We start from the raw sequence: 7479 nt of genomic DNA, 5'->3' as shown, positions 1-7479 counted from the left end.
CCACCCCAGGCCTACCGCCAAGCCCGCCCCGCCCAACCCCGCCACCACCACTGCTCCCGCCACCACTCCGCGAGCCCCCGGAGCCTCCCCCGCCGCCCGGTCCGTGTCCCGGGGCCCCGCCGAGCACCGGTCCAGACCAACCGCACCGTCATCGTCTCCCCCTCTCCGCAGCGGACCACTGGCCCCGGCGGTCCGCGTCCTTCCGCACGGAACCGTTGGGCCGCAAGGGTGAACCCGCCGAACCGAATCCCGGCATACCTCCCGAACCAGCCCCCCGCCGGACAAGAGCAGCCGACCGCACCTTGACTTCATAATGGTCTAGTCCAATGCTTACCGCATTCATTTTCCGAAATGCTCGCCGGAGGACAGATGCAGCGAAGCAGACTGGCCGCCACTTTCGTCGCCGCCGCTACCGTGGCCGGAGCAGCTGCCCTCGTGGCCGCGACCGCCCATGCGCAGACCGGGACGTCGACCGGCCTCGACAACAACTGGTACGCCTCGGCGCCGTACCTCATGCCGCAGAGCAACAACCCGCCCGACCCGGTGACCGTCATGAACGCGACCGGGCAGAAGGCGTTCCAGCTCGCCTTCATCCTCGCGCCGAAGGGCGGCGGATGCAGTCCCACCTGGGACGGCAACTCCCCGGTCTCGTCGGACACGACCGTCGGCGACGCGATCAACCGCATCCGCGGCAACGGCGGCGACGTGTCGGTTTCGGTCGGCGGCTACGGCGGCACGAAGCTGGGCCAGACCTGCGGGACCGTCGACGCGACCGCCGCGGCCTACCAGCAGGTCGTGACGAAATACAACCTGAAAGCCCTCGACTTCGACCTCGAAGAGCCCGAATACGAAGACACCGCGGCGATCGCGAACGAGCTCGGCGCCGCGAAGAAACTGCAGGCGGACAACCCCGGCCTGTTCGTCTCGGTGACCATGCCGGGCACCGCGGCGGGCACCGGCTGGTTCGGCACCCAGTTGCTGGACCAGGCGAAATCGATCGGCTTCTCTCCCAACAACTTCTCGATCATGCCGTTCGACGGCGGCTTCACCGGCGGCGGAGCGTCGCAGGTGTCCGCGCTGGAAGCGTTCCACGGGCTGCTCCAAAGCCACCTCGGCTGGGACAGCGCCACCGCGTATGCGCACGAGGGTTTCTCGGGCATGAACGGGAAATCCGACTCGTCGGAATACTTCAACGTTTCCGATTTCCAGACGGTGTACGACTACGCGACGAGCCACCACCTCGGCCGATTCACCTTCTGGGCGGTCAACCGCGACCGGCAGTGCACGACGACGACCGACAACAGCGTGTGCTCGAACGTCCAGCAAAACGACTGGGACTTCACGAAGTTCACCACCCGGTTCGCGGGCGCGACTCCGCCGCAGACCAATCCGCCGACGAGCTCGACCAGCAATCCGCCGGGTGCCTGTACGGCACCGGAATGGCAGAAAACGCAGGTCTACACCGGCGGCGCCGTCGTTTCCCACAACAGCCACAAATGGACTGCCAAATGGTGGACCCAGGGCGAGGAACCCGGCACGACCGGCCAGTGGGGCGTCTGGACCGACAACGGAGCGTGCTGACCGGCTAGTTTTCCCGATCGGGCGCTGCGGTGCGGATTCCGTGCGGCAGCGCCCGATCCGTCAATCGCGGCAAGGAATCAGGGACGAACGCCGGGCAGGTGCGTATTCGCCCGCCGGACTTCCGAAGCCAGCGCCGGCACCTCGATCACCCGCCGTCCGGCCGCGACAAGGCGCTCGACTCCTTCGGCCTCGACGAACAACGACGGTTCCCGCCAAGCCATCACCACTCGCGGAATGGCCGTCTCGAGGATCAGCTGCGTGCAGCTTTTGGGGTGGGACGCGCGATCGCTGCACGGTTCGAGCGAGCTGTACATGGTCGCGTTGGCGAGCCGCGGGTCGTGCGGATCGAGCTTCGCCAGGGCGGCTTCTTCCGCGTGGTTGCGCGGATCGCCCTCGCCCGAGTGCCCGGTGGCGAGCACTGTCCCGTCCGGCAGCCCGACGACCGCGCCAACCCGAAAAGTCGAGCTCGGCGGACATTCGTCGGCGAGCGCGATGGCTTGCCGCAACCGCAACAGATCGAGCGACGACGGTTCAGCCGCGGCGCGGTAGCGCAGCACCGCGATGTCGCCGAGCCGCCGCACTTCCGTCAGTTCCCACGGTCGCGGGAACGCACCCGGACCGAGAAACCGCGGCGCCCGCGGGTCGCCGACCATGACCGGCGCGATCGCGAGCCGGAGTTCGTCGGCGAGCCCGGTGTCGAGGAACTGCGTGTGCACCGCTCCGCCGCCCTCGACTAGCAGCGTCTGAATACCTCGCGCGCCGAGGTCGTCCAACACGGACTCGAGCCGCGGAGGACTGCCGACCTCCACGACCGTCGCGACCGCGCTCAGGCTGTCTGCAGTGCCTCGCGGGGCGTAGACGAGCTTCTCGGTGTCGCCGACGGTGAAGAACCGCGACGCCGGATCCAGCTTGCCGCTGCTCGTGACCGTCACTTTGACCGGTTGCTCCGGCCGCCCCGCCGCGACCCGCTCGCGGATCAGCTCGGCGGAGCGCACGAGGAGCCGCGGGTTGTCGGCCCGCACCGTGCCCGCACCGACGAGGATCGCGTCGGCCTCGGCGCGCAGCCGGTCGACCTCCGCGAAGTCGTCCTCGTTGGACAGGAGCAGACGGGTGCTGCCGGCGTCGTCGAGGTAGCCGTCCAGCGATTGCGCCGCGGACAGCAGAACGTGCGGCCGCCCGGTCATCATGCCCATCCGCTCATCGTGCTCCGGCCAGGTCAGGCAGGCACTACGGCGTACTGGCGGACGTACAGGTCGGTGTAGGTCACCGGCCCGCGCGGCCCGGGCACCCGGTCGAGGTTGATGCCGGTTTCGGGCACCGCGAGCAGCTTGAAGCCGTCCAGCAGCCGGGTCGGCGCGTTCCAGAACACGCCCGTGCCGGTGTAGCCGTCGAAGAACTGCTCCGCCGCCGCCGGGTTCTCGGTCGCGATCCCCGCGGCGAGCCCGGACGTGCGCTCGTTCGCGATCTCCACCGCGTCGGAGAGCCCGCCGACCTTCTCCACGGTGACCGTCGCCTCCCGCTCGGAGTCCAGCGCCCACTCGTAGCCGATCGGTTGCTCGTGCGGCGCGAGCGAAGGCGTGACGCCGCGCTCGGCCAGCGCTGACTCGATCTGCGGCCACACCGTGTCGTGCACGTCCTCGTGGATCAGCAGCAGGTTCAGCCGGTTGCAGACGCCAAGCCGGTCGAGGCTCGAGAACACCAGGTCGCGAACCTTGGCCGCATCCGCCGCGGCGTCGACGTACAGCACCCCGCCACCGTCAGCGTGCGCCAAGGTGCGAACCCCGTGCACCGCGGCTTCGGTCGCCAGCGCGCGCGTGCTGTCCCCGCTGCCACGCAGGATGACGAGCGGCACGAGCCCCGGCAGCCGAACCAGCGCCGACGCCGCTTCCCGCTCCACGCGCGGCACCAGCTGCACGACGTCCGGGTTGATGCCCGCCGCCTCGAGCGCCGGCGCGATCACGACGTCGCGCAACCGCTGCGCCGAACCCAACGCCGCCGACCCGGTCCGCAGCACGCCGCCGTTGCGCGACTTGACCAGCTGCGACGCCACGTCGACCGTCACGTTCGGCCGCGCCTCGTAGTTCGCGCCGATGACCCCGACCGGCCGCCGCCGCTCGATCAGCCGCAGCCCGCCGTCCAGCGTGGACACGTCGACGGACCGCTCCTGGTGCGGCGCGCCGGCCAGCAGACGCAGCTGCGAAGCCATCCCGTCGAGCCGCTCGGGCGTGATGGTGAGCCGGTCGAGCAGACCGGCGCTCATCCCGTCGGCCGTAGCCTTCGCGACGTCGGCCCGGTTGGCGTCGAGCACCTCGTCCCGATGCGCGACGAGCCGCTCCGCCATCCCGACGAGCGCCGCGTCCACCGCGTCGTCCCCGGCAGCAGCCAACGAAGGCGCAGCCGCCTTCGCCGCCCGCGCACACTCCTCGACGGCCTTCGCGACCTCGTCCATCGCCTGTCTCCCTCCGGCGGCTCAGCAGACGTCCAGTCTGCCGTACCGCCCACATGGGGAGACGACGGGCTCAGCCCTCGGGACACTCGGGACACTCGCGGCACCAGTCTCCTGGTCGGCGACGTGGTCGACAGCGCCGCCGCTCACGACCACGGTCTCCGCCGCGTCAACCGGCACTGCGATTGGCCGCCCGCGCGCGACAGGCAGGACGCTCCGGGCACCAGCTCCGGCGATCCGACAGCCACCGCTCCGCCGCAATCCGGCAGCCAGGACCTCAGCCCGCGTAGCCCGACCACGAGCCCGCGCAGCCCGGCCGTCAGTCCAAGCGACCCGGCCATCAAGCCGCGCAACCGGCCGTCAAGCGAGCGACCTGGCCAACAAGCCACGCAGCCCGATCACCACGCCCGAGCCACCGCGCCATCAGGCGACGCCGACCGACCATCAAGCCCAGCCGCCCGGCCACCGGGCCGCTGCGCCCTGCCGCCGACCACGCAGCCCAGCTGTCTGCCGCTCCGCCTCAGCCCGCGGCCCACAGAGGCCACTCCGAACCACCACCGGCTCCGCCGCAACCCAGCGGTCCCACACCGTCACCCGACGCCACCGAGCCACCAGCCCGTGTCACCTCACCGCCAGCCGGAGACCGCCGCGGCCGCCTCACAACGCCAGCGGCTGCAGCAACCACAACCCGCCCGCGATGACACAGCTCACCGTGAGCACGATGAACACCAGCACCCACAACACTGCGGGCACCGCGGTCAACCGGCTCAGCTGATCGGCGTCGGAGTCCCGCGCCTGGCCACGCCGCCGTTTGAGCTGAAGCTCCACCACCGGCCGGACCCCGCCGAACAGCAGGAACCAGGTCAGGAGATACACGAACGGCGCCTGCACCACCTTCGGCGCGACCAGAGCCACCAGCCCGAGCACGACAGCGCTCGCCACCACCGTGAACACGCCATAGGCGTTGCGCACCATGATCAGCACACCCAGCAGCAGCACCGCGACGAGCACGAGCACCGCGGTGATCAGGTCCGCTCCGATGAGGCTGGCGAGCAGCAGTCCCAAGACCGACGGCGCGACGTACCCGGCCAAGGCCGTGAACGCCATGCCCGGCCCTTCCGGCTTGCCGCGCGACACGGTGACCCCGGAGGTGTCCGAGTGCAGTCGGATCGACCGCAGTCGCCGCCCGACTGTCACCGCGGCCAGCGCGTGGCCTGCCTCGTGCACGATCGTGATGACGTTGCGGGCGAACCGCCACGGCGTCCCGCCGGCCAGCACAACCAGCAACGCGATCCCGCCGGTGACCACCGTGATGACGCTCGGCGTGTTCGCCTGTTCGAGCGCCGCACCGACTGTCCCAGCGCCCGCGGCCATGGCTGCACCAGAGATTTCTCCAGTGCCCGGTCGAGCACTGAGCACAGTCGAGACGGCGAGTGCAGGCGTAGTCACGCGGACACCTCACCACAGGCCCTATTTGGCCGCTGTGAGTGCCCAGGCAACACCTCTCGGGCGCGATTCGGTATGGGGCGCGGCCTCACTCCATGACGTCTCCCTCCCGCCGATCCACCTCGTCACGCACGGCTCAGTCCTCCCCCTTCCCGGACGCGGACACCCGCAGCCGATCGAGCCGGAACAGATGGGCGACCCACGACCGATACGGACGCCAGTCCTCAGCCAGCGGCTCAAGCTCGTCCGGCGGCGTGTCGGGAGGCAACGCGTACTCCGCGCAGAGAACCTGATGGAGCTGGGTGTCCAGTCGGGGAAAGAGATCAGGGTGGCCCGCGCCGTGCAGCAGGATCTGCTCGGCTGAGAACGCTCCGATGCCCGGGATCGCGCAGAGCCGGGTCAGCGCGTCGGGGATCGGCATGGCCAGCAGCTCTTCGGTGTCCAGGCGGCCGTCGACCGCTGCCCGGGCGACGGCGCGAAGGCGGGCGAGCCGGAACGGTCCGACCGATGGTTCGTCACCCAACTCGGCCACGATCTGCGGCGAAGGAAAGGAAAACGGCCCGTCGTCGCCTGCCCGCCAGCCATGTCGCACCGCGAGCTGCTCCCGGAACCGCATCGCCTGCGGGACCCGCATTCCTTGCGTGAGCACGGCCCAGCAGGCTGCTTCATACGGCGACGAATGCAGCACCGGACGCGCTCCGCGGTGCCGGGCGTGCAGCCGCCGGACCACCGAGTCGCGGCTCGCGACCTCGGCGAACCCGGATTCGTCGACATCGAGCGAAAGCATCCGGCTCACCTGCGCGACCACCCGGGCGGCGATCTCCACCGGCGCCGCCACGCCGACTTCGACGGTGCCCGGGGATCTCTGCCGGATCGCGGCCCCGGCGTGCGTCCAGATCCCCTCCACCGGGAACGCCACCCGCAGCACGCCCGGTTCGACGGCGAAGGATCCCGCCGGGCCCGCCCCGGCGAGCCACTGCGACGCGGCACTCAGGTCGAAGGCCCCGTGCACGGCGATTTCGCCGGTGGGCAGGTCGATCGGACGCAGGATCGGTGCGGTCATCGGTCAGTCCTCCTCGCTGGTCTCCGCGAGTCGGAGACCGTGCGGACGACGTTAGGAACCGGCACCGACAATGCCGGGCTTCGAACGCTTGATCGGCCAGATCTTCACTCGAACGAGTGAGCAGCGGATGCCGCATACTGCCGGTATCCCCATCGAGAGGACCCCCGTGCCGCACCACAGCACCCAACAACGGCTCGCCGATCTGCTCAGCGAACCGGCCACGTCAGCCGACGGCTTCCTCGACACGCTCGGCGACGCGGCCCAGGCCGGCCCGCCCACCGGAGTCACTCAGCGGCTCATGCGCACCACGCTGCTGCCGCAGGTCTACGAACGCTACTGGCGGCCGGTGCTCGGCCGCGTCCTGAAAGGCCCGAGCGGCCCTAGCATGGCCGACGAGATCGCACTCGCCTCCGAACGGCTCGCGCTGCGGCCAGGTCAGATCGTGCTCGACGTCGCGTGCGGGACCGGTCGGTTCACGCGTGCGTTCGGGAACGCGGTGGGACCGGACGGGCTCGCGATTGGCCTGGACGGTGCGCGCAGCATGCTTTCGCGCGCGGTCGAAGAGACTGATTCGCCGAGCGTGGCTTACCTTCGCGCCGACGCGGTCGAGCCACCGCTGCTTTCGTCCACTGTGGACGCGATTTGCTGTTTCGCCGCCCTGCACATGTTCGCCGAGCCGGAACGCGCACTCGACTCGTTCGCCCGGATTCTGCGCCCCGGCGGACGCGTCGTCCTGCTCACGAGCGCCCGCCGAGACTGGCAGCCGGCCCGGATCGCCGACACCGCAGGAGGAATCGTCAGCGGACAACGCATGTTCGACCGCGGGGAGATCGCGGCCAGCTTGCGCGCGCGTGGCTTCGACGAGGTGCGCGAGCAGTACTTCGGCGTCGCCCAACTCGTCTCCGGACGGTTGTCTGACGTGCAGTGATCCATTTCTGTCGGG

Annotated in this window: 6 protein-coding genes; 2 read left to right on the top strand and 4 right to left on the bottom strand. The window is 70.3% G+C overall.

What is annotated here, in order from left to right:
- Positions 1-369 precede the first annotated feature (369 nt).
- A complete protein-coding gene (locus L942_RS35410) occupies positions 370-1581 on the top strand; it encodes a chitinase (protein ID WP_037368680.1) in 1212 nt (403 codons plus the stop codon).
- A gap of 77 nt (positions 1582-1658) precedes the next feature.
- Here L942_RS35410 and L942_RS35405 read toward each other — a convergent pair whose 3' ends face one another.
- The 4 genes from L942_RS35405 to L942_RS35390 all read right to left on the bottom strand — a co-directional run bounded on the left by L942_RS35405 (position 1659) and on the right by L942_RS35390 (position 6536).
- Positions 1659-2765, bottom strand: a complete 1107-nt coding sequence (locus L942_RS35405; protein WP_037368711.1) for a dihydrofolate reductase family protein — start codon at positions 2763-2765, stop codon at positions 1659-1661.
- A 32-nt stretch (positions 2766-2797) separates the two neighbouring features.
- Complete coding sequence (locus L942_RS35400) at positions 2798-4030, bottom strand: aldehyde dehydrogenase family protein (protein ID WP_037368678.1); 1233 nt, start codon at positions 4028-4030, stop codon at positions 2798-2800.
- Positions 4031-4684: 654 nt separating this feature from the next.
- Positions 4685-5401 carry a M50 family metallopeptidase gene (locus tag L942_RS35395; protein WP_037368677.1) on the bottom strand — a complete coding sequence of 239 codons (717 nt, stop codon included), beginning with the start codon at positions 5399-5401 and terminating at the stop codon, positions 4685-4687.
- A 208-nt stretch (positions 5402-5609) separates the two neighbouring features.
- Complete coding sequence (locus tag L942_RS35390; protein ID WP_051166474.1) at positions 5610-6536, bottom strand: DNA-3-methyladenine glycosylase family protein; 927 nt, start codon at positions 6534-6536, stop codon at positions 5610-5612.
- Between the two features lie 166 nt (positions 6537-6702).
- On the opposite strand from L942_RS35390, the gene L942_RS35385 reads away from it, so the two are divergent.
- A complete protein-coding gene (locus tag L942_RS35385; protein ID WP_037368707.1) occupies positions 6703-7464 on the top strand; it encodes a class I SAM-dependent methyltransferase in 762 nt (253 codons plus the stop codon).
- Positions 7465-7479: the final 15 nt, after the last annotated feature.

The sequence above is a fragment of the Amycolatopsis orientalis DSM 43388 genome (assembly GCF_000411975.1).
In the GTDB taxonomy this organism is placed as follows: Bacteria; Actinomycetota; Actinomycetes; order Mycobacteriales; family Pseudonocardiaceae; genus Amycolatopsis; species Amycolatopsis orientalis_D.
Note: the sequence above shows the minus strand (reverse complement) of the source record. Positions and strands in the feature narration are given on the sequence as shown.

Coding starts and splice junctions, on each gene's coding strand:
- L942_RS35410 (WP_037368680.1), top strand. CDS start 370: ATGCAGCGAAGCAGACTGGCCGCCACTTTCGTCGCCGCCGCTACCGTG.
- L942_RS35395 (WP_037368677.1), bottom strand. CDS start 5,401: ATGGCCGCGGGCGCTGGGACAGTCGGTGCGGCGCTCGAACAGGCGAAC.
- L942_RS35405 (WP_037368711.1), bottom strand. CDS start 2,765: ATGACCGGGCGGCCGCACGTTCTGCTGTCCGCGGCGCAATCGCTGGAC.
- L942_RS35390 (WP_051166474.1), bottom strand. CDS start 6,536: ATGACCGCACCGATCCTGCGTCCGATCGACCTGCCCACCGGCGAAATC.
- L942_RS35400 (WP_037368678.1), bottom strand. CDS start 4,030: ATGGACGAGGTCGCGAAGGCCGTCGAGGAGTGTGCGCGGGCGGCGAAG.